Source organism: Marisediminicola sp. LYQ134 (genome assembly GCF_046599635.1).
Taxonomy (GTDB): domain Bacteria; phylum Actinomycetota; class Actinomycetes; order Actinomycetales; family Microbacteriaceae; genus Marisediminicola.
In genome coordinates, this window is sequence record NZ_JBKIWP010000002.1 from 922,831 (window position 1) to 938,326 (window position 15,496).

Sequence of the window (15,496 nt, forward strand, 5' to 3'; positions counted from 1 at the left end):
TCGAGGTGGCGGGCCGTTCTGCGTGTCGGGGGCGCCTACTCCACGACCGCCCACTGCTCGAGGTCGTGGATGAGAGGCGCCACCGGCCCGCTGCGCACGGAGACGCCCGTCACGGCCCGGTCGGTGACGGTCACGGTGGGATTGACGGCGAACGGTCGCGCGACGGCGGCGCGCACGATGCTCGACTCGATCCGGGCGAGCAGCTCCCGGGCCTCGTAGACGTCGACGGTCTGATCGAGCTGCGTGATGAGTTCATCGCGGTCGGCATCGGCGTCGCCGATGAGGGATGTCTCGCTCCCGCTGCCCCACTGCGCCGCTATCTGAGCGGGCGTCTGCGGGAGGGATACGCGGGTGATCGCGGCATCCCAGCCCGGTTCGTCCATCTCGGCGACGATGTCGTCGGTCCCGCAGTCGTCGATGTTCCACCCTTCGGCGCCGACGGCATCTCTCAGGGCCTCGAAGGCGCCGACGGCGAACTCGCTGCCGCGATCGTAGAGCACGCACACCGATGTGCCCGCTGCGACGCCGGCGGCTGCGCGCTCGAGGGCCGGCTCGCGGCTCGGCGTGCCGAGCACCGACGCGAATCCCGAGTCCTCGTTCACGATGTCGTAGGCGGGGGAGCCCGGTGCCGACAGCATCGAGGTCGTCGCCGTGTAGGTCGACGCCCACCCGCCGGCGCCACGATCCACGATGTCGCGCGCGGGGACCGTGCGGAGAAATGCGGTGCGCGCGGCCGGCTCCGCGAACACACCGGCCGGGCGCAGCAGCACGGTCCACACGGTTCCATCGTGCGATGTCAGAACGGGATTGTCGCGGCGCTCGAAGTCGTCGACGATCGCGCGGTTCTGGAGTGTCGGGGCCACCTGAACGACGTCGATCCGCCCGCCGATCGCCGACACGCCGTCGTCTCCCATCGGCACGAGGTCGATGCGCGCGACCTGCGGCGTGGCCGCGCCCGCATACAGAGGATTGGGCACGAGTGTGACGCTCTGTCCGTCGTCGTCGCGGGTGAACCCGTCGACCTGGTACGCCCCGCTCGACAAGCGCACGTATGCGGGGACATCCGTCACCTCGGTCACATCGAATGTGTCGGTCCACGCCTCGCCGACCGCTTCGAGGGCAGCGTCGTCCTCGTCCTGGATCGCGCGGATGACCGCTTGCTTCGCCTCCATCGCATCGTCGAGGCCGAAGGCACGCCCGCCGACCACGTGCGCGGGAACGGACGCCTCGATCGCGCTCTGCCACCCGATCGTCGGCTCGGGGGACGTCACCTCGATCGCGCGCGCGAATTCGTCGAGCTCGGGGACGATCGGTGCCTCCTGCACCTCGGCATCGTCGTCGAGGTCGGCTTCGTCTTCGTCCTCGGTCTCCCCCTCCGGAGCGAGGAGTCCGCTTCCCGCTGCCCATCCGAGGAGAAGATCCGCGGCGTCGAGCGGGATGCCGTCGGACCATGCCGGTTCCGCGAGATCGTAGCGGGCGGTGAACGGGATGTCGCTCACGATCGTCACGGTCCCGAAGCTCTCGTCGGGAACGAACTCGCCGTCGACGATGTCGCCGAAGCTGCTTCTCGTGGCCTCCGCGATGTCGATGTTGCCGCGTGTCGGCGAGGCGGCGGCATTGAACGACGTGATTTCGCCGGTCCAGCCCACCGTGACCGTCGTGTCGGGCACGACCGTGTCAGGCACACCGGGTGCGCACGCGGTCAGGCTCGCGACGACGACCACGACCCCGGCTGCGGCGGCCCGGCGGGGAGACTTTCTGCTCACCGACCTCACACGAGGTCGGTGCCGTCGTCGCTCTCGGCACCCATCTCGCGGAAGCGCTCGCTCTCTTCACTCTCGAGCCACGCCCGCGCATACTCGAGCAGAGTCGCAGGCGACTCTTCGGCTTCCTCAGCGGAGGCGAACGGTCCGATCGTATCTTCGGACGGACGCTCGTCGGCTCGTTGCACCGACTGGGTCGTCAGGTTGTACCAATAGGTCTGTGCTGGTGTCATCGGCTCCGCACTCCGTTCATGACATGGATACTAATCGCCCGAGGAAACGAAAGAGGTCGTGGTGCGATCGTTCGCACCACGACCTCCGAAGGTGTGTCGGCTCAGCCGCCAGCCATCTCCGCATCCGTGTCGCGGATCCTGTCGGCCATGCGGTCGAGCGCCTCAGCCATGTCGTTGACGGCCTCGGCGGCGTCGTCGAGCGACGTCGTGAGCTCCGCGTACGCGGTGGAATACGCTTCCGACGCGTTCTCGGTCTTGAAGCCGTCCTGCACGAGGTCTGTGATGATGCCTTCGAGCTCTTTCAGCGTGTCGGTGACCGTCTGGCGTCCGTCGCGCAGACGCTGCGCCGCAGTCTCCATCTCGCTGTATGTTGCACCGAAATCATGTCCGGCCATGAAACCCGCCTCCCAGCGTTCGTCGTGTTCAGGCCCGTCTGGCCTTCCCCACAACTGAGGCTAACGAAGGAACGCCCGAGTGCACATGGGGAGCGCTACCCATGTGTCGCTGCCTGCCTGGCCGCTGCCCGTGTGCCCGGCGCCGGCGTGGCCGCGTCGGTGCTCGCAGACTCCGCGACGAAGGGCATCTGCATCGTGACCGCCTGGCCCGCCTGCACGAAAATGCCGCGACCGACCGGAAAGTCGGAGCGCTTGACGCGCCCGAAAGCCGTCTTGAAGATCGCCTCCCCGTCGTAGGTGTCGGGCTTGAGCACGATTCCCTGCCGGGCGGTCTTCCACTCGCCGAGCACGCCGATGCTTCCGCTGGCGCGACTGATCTCGGCCTCGGCGACGAGAAGATGCTCGCTATTGCCCATCGCTTGAAGCAGCGCGCGCATCGGGCGGTCGGCAGGCCCGTCAGCGAGGTGCGGGATGTCTTCGATCACGATCATGATCCGCTCGCCCGGGGCATCGCTGACGACGAGACCCGCGAGCTCCGTCGCCAGTTCGGCCTCGTCCTCGGGGCGTGTGGCGCTGCGCAACCAGGGCCTGAAGTCCTTGAGATCGGCGCGCCTGCTCCCGAAGTGGTACAGGCGCACAGCGGGGTCGAAGCGTTCCATCGCGACGACGAGCGCCTTGAGGGCGTTCGTGCGCCCCGAGGCCGGCGGACCGGAGACCACGAACGAGCCGATCGGCTCGAACCCGCGGGGGGCCAGTGTGTCGTCTGCAATACCGAAGACCGGCATCCCCTCGACATGCGCGGGCATGTCCGCCGCCAGCGCCATCGTCGGGAGTGCTCCGATCTCCGGCAGGTCGCGCACGCCGAGGCCGCGGAGACGATCGCCGAGGGCGGCGAGGGCTCTGGTCTGCTCGACGGCGTTCGACGTGCCGCCGAGCACGGCGATCTGTGCCTCGTGCCCGTCGATGACCGCTCGACCGGGAGGTGACTGCTCGTCGAGGATGTTGCGAGGCGCACCGAGGAGCATGTACTGGCTCTGGTCGCCCATCCGCAGGATGACGCGACGCGAGATGTTGGCGCCGACGGCGCTCGGCACCGCGTTGCCGCGGTCGGCCGTGATGACGGTGTGCAGACCCAGGGTGCGCCCCTCGCCGAGGATGCGCATGAACGTGCGGTACGACGGCCCCCTGCCCGGCGCGACCTCCCAGTCCTTCTTGAACTCCGGGTAGTTGTCGATCAGCAGGATGATGCGCGGCATCGCCGGATCGACGAGCTCGCGGTACTCCTGAACGGATGCCGCACTGGCGGTAGCGAAGGCCGCGGCCCGACGGTCCATCTCCTGATCGAGGGTGCGAAGCAGTCGCTGGATGCGTTCCACATCCGCGCCGTCGACGACCGACCCCACGTGGGGGAGGGCCGACAGGGCTCCGAGCGCGCCGGACGCGAAGTCGAGGCAGTAGACCTGCACGCGACCGCGATCCGGGCGCAGCCCCGCCGCGGTCCCGATGGTCTTGAGCACCGTCGACTTGCCCGAACCCGAGGTGCCGTAGACCACGAGCGACCCGTCGCGGTCGGGCACGAAGACGGCCGATTCCTGCAGCTGTTTCTCGGGGACGTCCATCAGTGCGAGCGGGATCCTCGTGTCGCCGTCGGCGGGCAGGCGCTCGAGGTCGACGAGCTGCGGCAGGTCGTCGAGCCACGGCCGGCGGGGGCGTGGGAGGCCCGCGACTTCGCTCGCTCGCACGAGGGTCTGCACGATGCGCTTCTGATCGTTGGGGCCGAGGTCGTACTCGTGCGAATCGGATTCCGCGGATCGGTCGGGCTCCCACTCTCGCGTGGCACCGAACCGGAGCTCAGCGACGCGCACCTCGGCGACGGCGGTGTCGTCGTCGGAGGTCCAGCCACCCGTGTATGCCGACTGGAACGGCACGAGGCGACCGGGGCCGGTCTTGGCGATCGCCCGACCCGGGATGCTCGCCGAGAAGCTCGCCGCGATCTCGTCGTCGACGACATCCCGGGAATCCGACTCGTCGGCCATCCGAAGCGCGATGCGCAGATTCGTGTTCGCCCGGAGATTGTCCTTGATCACGCCGGCGGGGCGCTGGGTCGCCATGATGAGGTGGATGCCGAGCGACCGCCCGCGCTGCGCGATGTCGACGACCCCGTCGACGAACTCCGGCATCTCCGACGCGAGAGCAGCGAACTCGTCGATGACGAGAACGAGCGCCGGGGGACACTCCGGATCCTGGCGCTTCTCGAGCTCGAGGAGGTCCTTGGCCTTCTTGCGGTTGAGCAGATGCTCGCGATGCTGCAGCTCGGCGCGCAGGCTCGTGAGAGCGCGGCTCACGAGGTGAGGACTCAGGTCGGTCACGAGCCCCACGCAGTGCGGCAGATCGACGCAATCGGCGAAGGCGGATCCGCCCTTGTAGTCGACGAAGAGGAACGTCACTCGGTCGGGGCTGTGTGCCGCCGCCATGCCGAGCACCCAGGCCTGGAGGAACTCCGACTTGCCGGCGCCCGTCGTGCCGCCCACGAGCGCGTGCGGGCCCTGCGTGCGCAGGTCGAGCGCCATCGCATCGCTCGGGCCCTGCCCGATGATCGCCCGGAGGGTGCCCGCTTTCTTCAACCGCGGCCGGGGGTTCGAAGACCGGTCGATGATCGTGGTGTTCTGTCGCCATCGTTCGATCGCCACGGTCGGATCCTCGGCGATCGCCGGGTCGATGAGCTGCAGGAACATCACGGAGTTCGGGATGTCGGATGCGTCGTGCACCACCGTGCTCGCGTCGACGACGGGGGAGAGGCGCCGCGCGAACATCTCCATGTACGCGTTCGACACACCTTCGACTCGCACGTGGTCGAACGCTTCGCCGGTGCGGACCAGGCCCACGCGCGCATCTTCGAGGCCGGCGGTCGTCAGCTCGACGAAGCTCCGGCAGACGGCGGGGAGGGATTCGACGGTGGACGAGACGAAGACCGCGTGCACGCCGTGATCCGCTCCGCGCTCGAGCACGTCGGTCAGCCGACCACGGTCGACCGGGGCGTCGCCGGTGACGAACACGATGATCGAGATCGGCGGAGTCACGTGTCGCTCACCTGCCGCGCGCGCGACGTCGGTGCCGAAGAGCAGCGGGTTCCAGTCCTCTTTGAAGGGCCCTCGCGGTTCGGGCTTGCCGGCGTCACCGGCGGCACGAGCGACGTACTCCTCGAGTGAGCTCAAGAGCGCCGCGCTGGTCGGTGCGGAGTCGGCCAGAGGCCGGTCGCGAAAGGGGCTGCGCTCGCTCGACGTGTGCGGCATCCACTTCAACCACTCCAGCTCGGGCGTCCATGTCGAGTCGGCGAAGGCCACCGCGACGACGTCGTTGGGGGCGTGGAGGCCGAACAGCTGGACGGCGACACCGCGCATCGTGTCGGCGACGAGTGCTCGGGGTCCGGCTATGCCGATCGAGCCTGCGGCAGACAGCATCTCGAACACGGGCACGTCATCGACGGAGTCGTAGCGCTCGCGGAGGCGGTCGACGCGGTCGATGTACTCGGGGAGTCCCTCGGGGGTGTCCGCATCGTCGATCGAGTTGCGTGCGGGCAACCGGCAGCTGCCCAGCCGCAGGCCGAGGTAGTTCCAGTGCTCGGGTCGCCTCGTCCAGAGCATCGGGCCGAGCCGCATCGCCTGGTCGAACACCTCGGCTACCGGCGGGGCCTCGACGTTGCGGGCGCGCTCCTCCTCGGGCTTGCCTCGGAACAGATCCTCTTCCAGCTGCTCGTACTGACGCTCGAAGAGGAGGAACTCGTGGTTCTGCTTCTTCCTGCTCTGCACTGATTGGTTGAAGAGGTTGCCGAGGGCCATGAGCGGGGTCATGACGATGAGGAGAAGCGACCGCGGGTTGCCGTTGAGGGCGTACAACGCGGCTCCCATCAGGATGGGTGCGATGAGGATGGGCCACGGGAAGATCTTGCCGATCTTCTCGGTGGGCAGACGGGGAGGCTTGAATCCCGTGCCCGGGTAACGGACCTCGACGCGCGGACTTCGGTTGAACATCACTCCGCCACCGCGTTCGATGATCGGATCTTCGTCTGCGGAGCCGTCGAAGGAGCGCGCGAGGTGGAACACGAGGGTGGTGCTCCCGATCACGAACGGTGTGCCCTCTTCGACCCGCACCCGCTGCAGCTGCACCCCGTCGACGAGCACGCCGTTGGCGGAGTTGAGGTCGACGACTTCCACGTGCGAACCGGCCTCGAGCCGTGCGTGGCGCTTGGAGACCATCGGATCGGCGAGCACGATGTCGTTCTCCGGGTCGCGCCCGAGCGAGACGTGGCCGGCCGCGATGGGAAACTCCTGCCCGGCGAGCGGGCCGGCGATCGCGCGCATCCTCCCCACGATCTCGCGCTGCGCCGACGCGGTGTATCCCGACCCGTAGTTGATGATGGACGCCGCGAACCCCGACCCGATCGGCGCCTCGCCGATCGGGAGGTGGGGCGAGAGCGAGACCATGCGCTGGCCGGTCGGTGGGGCGACGGCGAGGGTCAGCACGTCGTCGTCGCCGAGAACGATCGATCGGGTGGGATCCGATTCCGCGACATGGCGTGCCACGTCTCCGACCGTGGCGGTCGAATCCGTGGTGATCACGATGTCGGCGGGGTCGCTCGCGTGGCGGTGCAGTGTCAGCTTCAGTCTCATGGCTCTTCTCCGAGGTGGATGCGCCGCACGGCAGCACAGGTCGTCGTCACGCGGGGTGTCACATCCGGACCACGTCTGCGACCCGGTCGCCGAGCCGGATGCTGTCGCCGTCGACGACGGAGACCGGCACACCGGGCGCGAGCTCACGGTCGACTCCGTCGTGCGTGAGCGCCGACCCGTTCGTGGAGTGCCAATCGACGACCTCGAGCCCGTCGCCGACCGGACGAACGAGCAGGTGCGTCTTCGACATCGACCGACTCGGGTCCGGAACGGGGATCGACCGTGCGCCGGGGTGGTCGGCGGGGTCGGGGTCACGCCCCAAGAAGATCGGTCCGGACACCGGGATGCTCGCACCGGTGTCGAGCCGAAGAGAGAAGAGCGCGGTGCGCACCTCCTGCTGAGGCGCGGCGGGCGGGGATGCCGGTGCGGCCACTGGCGTGGGAACGGGCGCAGCCACGGGCGCAGGGATGGGAGCGGCCACCGGCGGAGGTACGGGCGCGGGGCGCTGCGCGACCGGTGCGGGGGCCGCAGCGCGCGCCGCAACCGCGGGCTCCGGCGGGGGCGTCGCGAGCGGTTGCGGTGTCGGCGGTGCCACGACGAAGTCCGCCGAGAGCACCTCCGCATCGTCGGGCCTCGAAACACCGAGCACCCCCGCACTGTTGCGGCTCCCGGGACGGTACTCGGGCTGAGCCGAGGGCGCACTGCGCGTGGCGAGGGACGGCAGCTCGGAGCGCTCCGGCAGGGGATCGACCTTCACCATCTTGCGGGCGATTCGCATCCGCTTCTCGTCGAACGGGTTCAGCCCCCGCCGTGTGTCGACGAGCCACACCCCCGTCGCCTTGTCGTGCCAGCCTCGACCGCGTCTGTCGGGATCGAAGGTCGGGGTGAGCAGGATGAGCGCCGAGCCGATGCCGGGAACTATGCCCGCGGCCAGGACGATGAGGTAGCGCAGCAGCACGGCGCCGATGCCGGGTCGCTCCAGCGTGCGCACGTTCACGCTGCGGATGCCGACGAGGGACTTGCCGATCGTGCGACCCCTGCGCCCGTGGAGCACGAGTTGGGCGACGACGAGCACGAGCGAGAGTGCGACGCTGATCGACGCCATGACGATGCCGAGCACGAAGTCGGGATGGTTCACGAAGCCGTAGGACGAGATGGAACCCGTCGCGAGTTTGATCAGCAGCGGAACCGCACCGAGCCACAGGGGGAGCTGCAGGATCACCCAGAGCGTGACGTCGCACGCGTACGCGAGTGCTCGACGGCCGAAGGGTGCCCGCAGCAGACCGAGGGCAGCGGCGTAGGCCGGATCGGGGCGTCCCGCGGCGTCGACCCCCTCGACGGCCCGCTCCCGCTCATCGATCTCCCAGATCATGAGCGTTTGTTGCCAGGCTGAGCGCAAGCAGAGGAGGGAGTGCCCCCGACCCCGCTGGACGACCCCGGCGAGTGGTCACCCACTCGACGGTCGCACTCCCACGATCTCGGTCTCACAGGCGGTATGCGCCCGACTCGAAGTCCTCGAGGTTCAATACCGTCAGCGCAATTCTCGAATCGAAGTACTCCTCGAAGGATGCGTACTCGTCGAGGATCCCCGACGGGTCGAGGGAGAGCACCTCACTCGCCACTCGTCCATCGATCACCCGCATGGCGGCGAACATCGGCATCTCGAGGTCGACGGCGATCGGGAGGAGGGTCGCTGCCGAATACCCCGCGGCCAGGGCCTGTGGCGGGGCAGTCTCGATCCACGCGGTGAATACCTCGCGGTGCTCCCCGGCTGCGAGTTGCTCGACGCTCAGGAGGTCCTGCGTCTCGAAGAACGCCCGCCAACCGTCGGCTGCTTCGAGGAAGGAGCGATGGCCGGGGTCGAGCACGAGTCCCGTGCGTTCCTCGTACTCGTCGAGCCGACTCGATAGGGCGGCTACCGACGGAATCGTGAACGGAAAGATGCGATCGACATCGAGTTGCGCAATGCGTTCCTTCACACGCACCAACTCCACGATCTTTGTGGGCCAGTCGGTCATCATTCCCTCACAATGAAGATCGTCGGGTCATATCCCACCGGGTAGCGGTTGACCTGCCCGGCGAGGCTGGAGTTGACTCTACTACTGTAATCGCCCCAGCCCGGCGGCTTGCCCTGCCCGACCCAGGTGGAGTCGGGAACGTGTGCGACGACTCCCTGGTAGGGGGTTCCCGCGTCGCGCGCGCGAATCCGTTCGAGGCGCGCTTCACGCCGCGCGTCGCGGGCGATCTGCTCGGCCGTGCTGACGCGACCGGAGTCCGACAGCGAGCCGTCAGCGAGGTACCGATTGCTGCGGTTGACGTAGTCGTGGAACTGAGCGATCTCCTCGGGCGTTGCTCCGTCGACGACGTCGAAGATGACGGGGCCGGTTCCGTCGGGGTTGGGAACTTGCGGCCCTTGTACGGGGGCGTCGGTCCCGCTCGGGCCGTCGTAGTGGTCGTTATTGGTGGTTCGGCGGATGACCGTGTCGAAGTGGCCGTCGAGTCTCTCGGTGAGCTGGTGCAGTTTGTCTTTCGCGTGAACACCGCCGTTGAGGGCGGCCTCTCTCAGTTCGCGGAATACCGGTTTGATTGCGGACATCAGGCGTCGCCTCCGAAGTCGAGGGCGGAGAACTCGGTGAAGAACGTCGAGGTGATGGTTTGGATGTCTGCCCCGTGGATCTTCATCTCGGTGCGGGCATCCTCGAGCGCTTCGAGGTCGGCGTAGAACTCGTCGGAGTCACCGACCTGACCCTCGACCATCGGTGCGTCGAGGATCGCGTCGATGATGGCGGGCAGTTGTTCCGCGAGCGGCTCGATGGCCATCGGCGCCAACTGCATGATCAGTTGCTCGACGGCGATATCGACCGCGGCGTTCAACAGTTTCTTCTTGATCAGCAGCATCGGTCCGGCTCCGGCCGCGGTGACCGGGTTGGTGAGCATCGCGGCCAGGGTGATCATCGTCGTCGTGACATCGACGATGACTTTCATCTTCAGTGCGAAGATCGCGTCCGCTCCGATGTCCATCGCGGTCGCGGCCGGCGGCATGATGTCGATGAGTTGTTGGAGGTTCTGCGACCGGTTGGTGTTCCAGGCGCTCATGGTCGAGGGTCCTGTTTGGCCGCGCATCGCTCCGGCGACATCCCCGTTGACTTTCCGGTCGACGGCTTGCACGACACCCTCGAGGTCGGATCCGAGGGTGCGCACGAGCACGGCGCCTTTGCGCACCTCGTCCTCGTCGACGTCGGGCCACTCGAATCCGAGTTTTTCCATGACCCAGACGAGCTCGTTCGGCAACATCATTCCCACGGTCGCACCACCTCCACGATGACCCTACGGTCGCACCACACCACACACCATGGGGAGAAGTCCCCACCCGCCGTGCGGCTAGGACAGCGACGGCGTGCCGAGCCGAGTGCCGCGGTCCACCACGCGTACACAGCGAGTCCCGCGTCGAGGATGACCCGGCCGAGGGCACAACCCGTTCATCCGGGACCAGGTCAACGCCATTTGTAGGTGAACATCCAATAGAGCGCCTCGAGCGCGTCCTGACCAAGCTCCGGACGTCGAGCCACCAGAACCTCCTGAGCCTCCCGCCCGCCTTCGGACAGGGTCTTCGTCGCCCAGTCGATCTTGATCGACATCATCTCGTCGGTGACGGCGCGCCCGCGCGTCAGCAGCACCGCAGCGTCCTCGCCGACCGCGAGCGCTCTGACGGCGTCCTCATCCGTTCGGGGGAAGGGCGACCGTCCTTTGCCGAGGTACGCGACGATGGCGCGGGTCAGGTCTCGGTCTTCCACGGTCACATCGGGCGCCGGCCGACGACGTCAGCGCCCGGGTGTGAAGACCCGGGCGGCCGCCTGGATCTCGGCCTCATCCGGCACACGATTCTCGTAGCCACGCGCACGCACGTGCTCGAGGAAACCCTCATCGGGAGCGACGCCGTGGGTCTGAACGTAGTAGGTCACCGGGCCCGTCCACACGTATTCGCCGTCGGTCCGGATCGTCAGGGGGACGACATGCTCGTCACCCCGCAGAATGTCGATGCCGCGCGCGGTCGTGTGCATCACAACGGCACCCGCGTCGAGGTAGGCGCCCACGAGAGACTGCTCCTCGTCGGAGAGCCTCCCCTCGTTGAGCAACGGCCGCTCACCCTGGGTCGTGTCGGCCACACCCGGCTGGAAGACAGAAACCTGCTTGACCATTCGCTTTCACCATTTCTCTGCCGAGTCGGCAACGGCGCCTAGCCGTTCGACTGGAATTGTACCCAGCCGCCGTTCGGCGGCCAGACAGGAGCACCGGTGACCGGATCGATGTCCGTGACGAAGGGCGCGCCGCCCGCGGTCGACCACACCGGCTTCGTGGGCGCGGTCACCGTGACGCCGAGGTCATCGGCCAGCTGCTGCGCGAAGCCGTCGGGCGCAGAGCCGGTGTCGCACGAGAAGAGCCGGATGGGTGACTCGCCGTCCCAATCGGTTCGTTTTCTGACCTGTTCGGCGAAGTCGGCGGCATTCATCATCGACCCGTCGCCGCCCTGGACCGCGTGCGGAGAGCCGTGCAGATCCAGGACGTACTCGCCCGGGTACCGGGGCACGTCACCCGCGGCGGCACGATCCTTGTCGGGAAGAAAGTGCCACCCCGCATCCGTTTTCTTTCCCCTGCGCAGCGCTCGGTTCTTCAGCCAGCCCCGGGCGACCGCGTCGTCCGGGGCATCCATATCCGGCCGATCGAAGCGGTCTTTGTCCTTGACCTGCCTGATGACGGCGTCGAGATGCCCATCGAGGTTGTCGGCGACCCGGTGCAGCTTGTCCTTCGCCTGCACACCACCCTTGAGTGCGGCTTGCTTCAGTTCACGGAGGACCGGCTTGATGGCGGACATCAGTCTTCCCCTCTCGAGTTCAGGGCGGAGAGCTCCATGGAGAACATCGACGTCACCGTCGGACTATCCGTTCTCGGTTCGTGATTCACGACTGCACCACCTCGCCGACGACCCTACGGTCGCACCGCACCACACACCATGGGGAGGAGTCCCCACCCGCCTCCGAGGCGTGTCAGGACCGCGGTTCACCTAGGTCAACCAGCCGGCGGGGGAGGGGAATCGATTCCCCGTGCCTGTTCGAGCGCGTCGAGGTTCGGAAGCTCGAGGTTCGCGATGTGCGCGCTCGGCGTTAGCTGTCATGTCATCGTGCGGCATTCTCGCTCCTCATCGCAGGTCGATGTGATTCAGTTCGAGAACGGCGGCAAAGACCGCCGCGACTTTTCAACCTCGCGAAGCTTGACCAGAACGTGCTCGAGAGCACTTTCTTCGTCGGCGAACGTGCGGATCGTCGTCTCGAACGGCTGCGTCCGTTCGTCCGCGAGATACACCCTCCACCGTTCCCCGTCGCGCTCGAGGACGACCGCGTCGAGGTGGAGGCGCCCCATTCCATAGACGACAGGGGTGGGAAGGTGTTCGGCTTCGATGATCCGCATGAGCTGGTCGACGTTCATCTTCAGGCCCCTCGAATTGTGCTGTCGGAAGAAATGGCCGGGCCTACGTGCCGCGCTGGCTTTCGTCGTACAGGCGGTCGATCTCGGTGCGCTGCTCTGCAACGGTGGTCACTGTGGCCGGATCTACGGGCTCGAAGGTGTCGACGATACCTGCCGCTCCATCCGTCGTCATGCGGTAGGAGGTGAGGCCGCCACCCTGATCGCGGCCCATGCCGCTCGGCCAGACATCCGCCTGGGCACCGACGACGCCGACCCGCCAGCCGAGAGGCTCCAGTGTGTCGCGTACGACGCACAGAGCTTCGAACGCGTCATCCGCGCTCGCCTCGATGGGGTCGAAGTGGGGGGAATCCAGGCGGACCACCCAGCCGGAGGATTCGTACCGCCATGCGACGGTCGCGCCGACGGTCACTCCGTCCCTCGCTACGTCGATCGATTGCGGACTCTGGATCATGCGGTTGCGACGTCGATTGTCAGGACTGGCTCGCCCCATAGGCGTCTTCGTAAGCCGCGAGGTACTCGGATCCGAGTCTCAACCTGACGTAATAGTCGATGTCCTCGAGAGCTACTCGAACTTGCTCCCGAGTGCCGCGGATCGTCAGCCGTCGTCCGAGGGGAGAGGAAACGGACTCGTTGCCGCCGAGCAGTACTCCGAATCCCCAGTTGCCCTCGCCGTAATCGTCGAAGAGGCCGCGGACGGCGAAGGCGTCGTACAAAACAAAGCTGATCTCGCCATCCGACCTCATGCGCGCCTTCGTCGCTGCGGGCAGATGTTCGCGGACCAGATCGAGCACGTCGTTTGCCGTCATGTCGTCATGTGGCATTCGCGCTCCTTCTTCTCGTCCTGCAACCAACAGCGTGGTCACGAACGCTTCGCGTCGTGTCCCTGATTCAGGCGGATCCCTCGCCTGGCGGGGTTGGAAAATCGACACCCAGGCCCTGCTCGAGCTCGTCGAGGTTCGGGAGCTCGAGCTTCGCATGCGCACGCGATATCACCTGGGGATAGCTGAAGGCCCCGACCTCCCAATAGGTGCCGCAGTACCGGCAACGCCGCACCTCCGCCATGTACTCATCGCTATTGCCGATGGTCACAGCTCGCGCCTCCGGCGCGTAGGTCGCCCAATACCCGGAGCAGATCTCGCACGCGCCCGGGTAGGCACCGTTCGGACTCGTCATCGCGAGCGGATCTCGTTGAGCAGATCCTCGTCGATGGCGAACCCTGTTCTCGGCGTCCGGACGAGGAGGGCGTTTCCCGGAGTCACTCCCCGGACCACGTCGATCCCCCGCATGGACACCGCGAACGGAGCGAGGTTCGTTGCGCCACGAACTGCAGCGAGAGAGTCGCAGACGAGCATGTGGGTGACGCCGTCGATCTCGACCAGGACGGGCTCGAACGCACCCTTCGCCGGATCACTCCCACTCGGCACGACGGCAACGGCGTCAAGGAATGCGCTGATCAGCGCATCATGTTCAGGCTGCCCGCCGGTTTGCGCCTTGAGGGCCAGTAGCTCGACTGGCGAAGACTCCGGCGCTGTGTCGTCACTCATAGATCCCCAAGATATCCCAAGCTCCGTCCGGGGTCAGTTCGAAGACGACCGTCCCGGAGGGAAGCGGTGTGCCGCCGTCGACGACGAACTCGCGAGTGGAGTTGACATAGTGCACTCCGTCGACGTTGACCGCTGTATAGCCTCCGGGGTGGAAGTGCGTGAATCCGCCCGCGTCCTGTGCAGTGGGCAGCCTCTGGGGCAGGTGGTCGACGGGAATCATCGCGCCGTAGACGGGTTCACGCCGCAGTACAGCTTCCGTGACATTCGGTGCCAACCCACTCTCGATGGCCGCATCCATGTGGCTGCCCACATTGACGGCGTCCTCCGAAGGCATCATGAACACGGCGCTACCCTTCCGACCGAGGGTCGCGTTGGAGTCCGTGTAATAGTGCAGTTGATCGCCTCCGAAGAATCGCACGCCATGGCTGTACGGCGGGCCATTCGAAGGGCCCGAACCAGAACCACCGTTGCCGCCGGGGCCGTCGTACCTGTCGTTGTTCTTGACCTGTCGGATGACCGTGTCGAAGTGGCCGTCGAGTCTCTCGGTGAGCTGGTGCAGTTTGTCTTTCGCGTGAACACCGCCGTTGAGGGCGGCCTCTCTCAGTTCGCGGAATACCGGTTTGATTGCGGACATCAGGCGTCGCCTCCGAAGTCGAGGGCGGAGAACTCGGTGAAGAACGTCGAGGTGATGGTTTGGATGTCTGCCCCGTGGATCTTCATCTCGGTGCGGGCATCCTCGAGCGCTTCGAGGTCGGCGTAGAACTCGTCGGAGTCACCGACCTGACCCTCGACCATCGGTGCGTCGAGGATCGCGTCGATGATGGCGGGCAGTTGTTCCGCGAGCGGCTCGATGGCCATCGGCGCCAACTGCATGATCAGTTGCTCGACGGCGATATCGACCGCGGCGTTCAACAGTTTCTTCTTGATCAGCAGCATCGGTCCGGCTCCGGCCGCGGTGACCGGGTTGGTGAGCATCGCGGCCAGGGTGATCATCGTCGTCGTGACATCGACGATGACTTTCATCTTCAGTGCGAAGATCGCGTCCGCTCCGATGTCCATCGCGGTCGCGGCCGGCGGCATGATGTCGATGAGTTGTTGGAGGTTCTGCGACCGGTTGGTGTTCCAGGCGCTCATGGTCGAGGGTCCTGTTTGGCCGCGCATCGCTCCGGCGACATCCCCGTTGACTTTCCGGTCGACGGCTTGCACGACACCCTCGAGGTCGGATCCGAGGGTGCGCACGAGCACGGCGCCTTTGCGCACCTCGTCCTCGTCGACGTCGGGCCACTCGAATCCGAGTTTTTCCATGACCCAGACGAGCTCGTTCGGCAACATCATTCCCACGGTCGCACCACCTCCACGATGACCCTACGGTCGCACCACACCACACACCATGGGGAGAAGTCCCCA

At 66.8% G+C, this 15,496-nt stretch carries 18 protein-coding genes; all 18 read right to left on the minus strand.

Features of this window, described 5'->3' with window-relative positions; genetic code table 11:
• Positions 1 to 35: 35 nt before the first annotated feature.
• Positions 36 to 1,766, minus strand: coding sequence for a hypothetical protein (locus ACLHIH_RS13015; RefSeq protein ID WP_411317247.1), 1,731 nt, complete (start codon positions 1,764 to 1,766; stop codon positions 36 to 38).
• 5 nt (positions 1,767 to 1,771) lie between these two features.
• Positions 1,772 to 1,996 carry a hypothetical protein gene (locus ACLHIH_RS13020; protein ID WP_411317248.1) on the minus strand — a complete coding sequence of 75 codons (225 nt, stop codon included), beginning with the start codon at positions 1,994 to 1,996 and terminating at the stop codon, positions 1,772 to 1,774.
• Positions 1,997 to 2,097: 101 nt separating this feature from the next.
• Complete coding sequence (locus ACLHIH_RS13025) at positions 2,098 to 2,391, minus strand: WXG100 family type VII secretion target (protein ID WP_411317249.1); 294 nt, start codon at positions 2,389 to 2,391, stop codon at positions 2,098 to 2,100.
• A 95-nt stretch (positions 2,392 to 2,486) separates the two neighbouring features.
• Positions 2,487 to 7,061, minus strand: coding sequence for an FtsK/SpoIIIE domain-containing protein (locus tag ACLHIH_RS13030; protein ID WP_411317250.1), 4,575 nt, complete (start codon positions 7,059 to 7,061; stop codon positions 2,487 to 2,489).
• A 58-nt stretch (positions 7,062 to 7,119) separates the two neighbouring features.
• Positions 7,120 to 8,433 (minus strand): RDD family protein, encoded by a 1,314-nt coding sequence (locus ACLHIH_RS13035; protein WP_411317251.1) that lies wholly within the window; start codon positions 8,431 to 8,433, stop codon positions 7,120 to 7,122.
• 112 nt (positions 8,434 to 8,545) lie between these two features.
• Entirely contained in the window at positions 8,546 to 9,082 is a 537-nt protein-coding gene (locus tag ACLHIH_RS13040) for a hypothetical protein (RefSeq protein ID WP_411317252.1), read from the minus strand.
• Complete coding sequence (locus ACLHIH_RS13045; RefSeq protein WP_411317253.1) at positions 9,079 to 9,657, minus strand: hypothetical protein; 579 nt, start codon at positions 9,655 to 9,657, stop codon at positions 9,079 to 9,081. Before ACLHIH_RS13045 ends, ACLHIH_RS13040 begins: the two co-directional genes overlap by 4 nt.
• Entirely contained in the window at positions 9,657 to 10,358 is a 702-nt protein-coding gene (locus ACLHIH_RS13050; RefSeq protein WP_411317254.1) for a hypothetical protein, read from the minus strand. The genes ACLHIH_RS13045 and ACLHIH_RS13050 overlap by 1 nt, the downstream gene beginning before the upstream one ends.
• A gap of 197 nt (positions 10,359 to 10,555) precedes the next feature.
• On the minus strand, positions 10,556 to 10,861 hold the full coding sequence (locus ACLHIH_RS13055; RefSeq protein ID WP_411317255.1) for a hypothetical protein: 306 nt from the start codon (positions 10,859 to 10,861) through the stop codon (positions 10,556 to 10,558).
• 21 nt (positions 10,862 to 10,882) lie between these two features.
• Positions 10,883 to 11,260, minus strand: coding sequence for a hypothetical protein (locus ACLHIH_RS13060; protein WP_411317256.1), 378 nt, complete (start codon positions 11,258 to 11,260; stop codon positions 10,883 to 10,885).
• A gap of 38 nt (positions 11,261 to 11,298) precedes the next feature.
• A complete protein-coding gene (locus ACLHIH_RS13065; protein ID WP_411317257.1) occupies positions 11,299 to 11,934 on the minus strand; it encodes a hypothetical protein in 636 nt (211 codons plus the stop codon).
• A 344-nt stretch (positions 11,935 to 12,278) separates the two neighbouring features.
• On the minus strand, positions 12,279 to 12,545 hold the full coding sequence (locus tag ACLHIH_RS13070; RefSeq protein WP_411317258.1) for a hypothetical protein: 267 nt from the start codon (positions 12,543 to 12,545) through the stop codon (positions 12,279 to 12,281).
• A gap of 43 nt (positions 12,546 to 12,588) precedes the next feature.
• The gene (locus tag ACLHIH_RS13075; RefSeq protein WP_411317259.1) at positions 12,589 to 12,954 is read right to left on the minus strand and encodes a hypothetical protein; all 366 of its coding nucleotides are present in this window, start codon (positions 12,952 to 12,954) and stop codon (positions 12,589 to 12,591) included.
• 61 nt (positions 12,955 to 13,015) lie between these two features.
• Complete coding sequence (locus tag ACLHIH_RS13080) at positions 13,016 to 13,366, minus strand: hypothetical protein (protein ID WP_411317260.1); 351 nt, start codon at positions 13,364 to 13,366, stop codon at positions 13,016 to 13,018.
• A 67-nt stretch (positions 13,367 to 13,433) separates the two neighbouring features.
• Positions 13,434 to 13,634, minus strand: coding sequence for a hypothetical protein (locus tag ACLHIH_RS13085; protein ID WP_411317261.1), 201 nt, complete (start codon positions 13,632 to 13,634; stop codon positions 13,434 to 13,436).
• Between the two features lie 80 nt (positions 13,635 to 13,714).
• The gene (locus ACLHIH_RS13090) at positions 13,715 to 14,089 is read right to left on the minus strand and encodes a hypothetical protein (protein WP_411317262.1); all 375 of its coding nucleotides are present in this window, start codon (positions 14,087 to 14,089) and stop codon (positions 13,715 to 13,717) included.
• Complete coding sequence (locus ACLHIH_RS13095; protein ID WP_411317263.1) at positions 14,082 to 14,723, minus strand: hypothetical protein; 642 nt, start codon at positions 14,721 to 14,723, stop codon at positions 14,082 to 14,084. Before ACLHIH_RS13095 ends, ACLHIH_RS13090 begins: the two co-directional genes overlap by 8 nt.
• Entirely contained in the window at positions 14,723 to 15,424 is a 702-nt protein-coding gene (locus tag ACLHIH_RS13100) for a hypothetical protein (RefSeq protein ID WP_411317254.1), read from the minus strand. The genes ACLHIH_RS13095 and ACLHIH_RS13100 overlap by 1 nt, the downstream gene beginning before the upstream one ends.
• Positions 15,425 to 15,496 lie beyond the last annotated feature (72 nt).